This is a genomic window from Luteimonas huabeiensis HB2 (genome assembly GCF_000559025.1).
Classification (GTDB): domain Bacteria; phylum Pseudomonadota; class Gammaproteobacteria; order Xanthomonadales; family Xanthomonadaceae; genus Luteimonas; species Luteimonas huabeiensis.
Window position 1 is genome coordinate 1 of sequence record NZ_JAAN01000082.1, and the last position, 1,442, is coordinate 1,442.

A 1,442-nucleotide genomic window follows, 5' to 3' on the forward strand; every position below is an offset into this window, starting at 1 on the left:
TCGGAGGTCAGGTTGCCGTTGACGTCGTAGGTCAGCGCGGCGCCGCTCGATTCAGCACACCTGCGGTCAACCGCATGTCTTGACGTGCCTCCCCTTCCTTCCTTGTTCAAGAAGATCGTCAATCTCCTGCAATGCATTGCTGAGCGACCTAACTCCCTTGGGCTCGCCACCCCCAACGGTAGAATTAATATCCAGGTAAAACCAAATTTTTAGCGGTGGAAATTTATAAAGCGCGTAGTATCGCTCCAGATAATGCACCCAGACATCCTGAGCTGCGACCTTACCTGCAACCGGGTGATCGATACCACCTAACGAGAACGAACCAAAATTAACCCTTACCTTCCGCTCATCGCGTCGATGGATCTGGACTTCAGCCTGAAATATTCGCCCCTCTACCGACTTCCTAACCCGACCAAAGGGAAACGATTTTCTTATCTCCGCAGAGGCTAGATCTTCTTTACTAAGCGGAACAGAATCATAGTTCATTGATGCAAAAACGGGAAGGACAGCATCCCGAATAACTGCCTCCACTTTGCGCTTCTCAGTTGCAGCCACATCCGCCTCCAGCAATCGCTCCGCCTGCTGCACCGCCGATCGCTCCGCCACCTACAGCCCCGGCTCTGCCCACGAGATCATAACCCCACCTCTCGACCCGATATGCATCTCCCACTCCCCTTTGGGCTGCGCGCTGGGCCGCAGTCAATCCGGAGCTACCGAACTTTGATTCCACGTAATAAGTAGCCCCTCTCCACGACCTCCATGTGCTATCGACCACCGTTCTATATCCAGGGATGCTTCTAGTCTGAGTTTCAATTAACCGGCTTCCCTTGAGCTTATTATTGGCTATGGAGAGCGCCTCTCCGACTCGACCTTTTGTTGAGTTCGTCATTCCCCTAGCAGCTCTCGTGAGGGCATTGGCCCCAAGGCCACCGCCAACGGCGCCAAGGGCAGTCGCTGTAAGTAGCGCCCCCACATCTAAGCAGCCCCAGTTGCCTCCATTTTGTATTAGCTGAGAAACCAACTCGATACCGAAACCAACGCCAGCCCCGACGCACCATGGACAATTGCCAGAGGGATCCGATAAAGAAACTGGATCACCAATAACGTAAGCGTAGAGATTGGCATCCCCACCGGCCAGCCCGATCGAATCTTCAGAAACAAACCGCCCCATCCCCGGATGGTAGTACCGGGCCCGGTAGTAGTACAGCCCGCTCGCGTCCTGCTCGCGGCCGGTGTAGCGGTACGGATTCTGGATCGTGGCATTGGCCGGATGCGTGCCGCCGTAGGGGTCGTAGTCGTAGCTCTGGACGACGCCGCCGTTGCTGTCGGTTAGCGCTCGGGTGCTGCCCAGGGCGTCGGTCAGGAAGTAGTGCCGGTTCGCACCCGAACCTCTCGCGTAGCGTTCGTCGATGTTGAGACCCGCCAGGATCGGGACGACGGTC

2 protein-coding genes are annotated in these 1,442 nt (G+C 56.2%); both read right to left on the minus strand.

From position 1 onward, the window contains the following. Window positions 1-66: 66 nt before the first annotated feature. Window positions 67-555 (minus strand): hypothetical protein, encoded by a 489-nt coding sequence (locus Z164_RS22710; RefSeq protein ID WP_160170709.1) that lies wholly within the window; start codon window positions 553-555, stop codon window positions 67-69. Next, on the minus strand, window positions 542-1,442 hold a 901-nt coding region (locus tag Z164_RS23160; RefSeq protein ID WP_321166292.1), incomplete at its 5' end, for an RHS repeat-associated core domain-containing protein. The genes Z164_RS22710 and Z164_RS23160, both read right to left, overlap by 14 nt.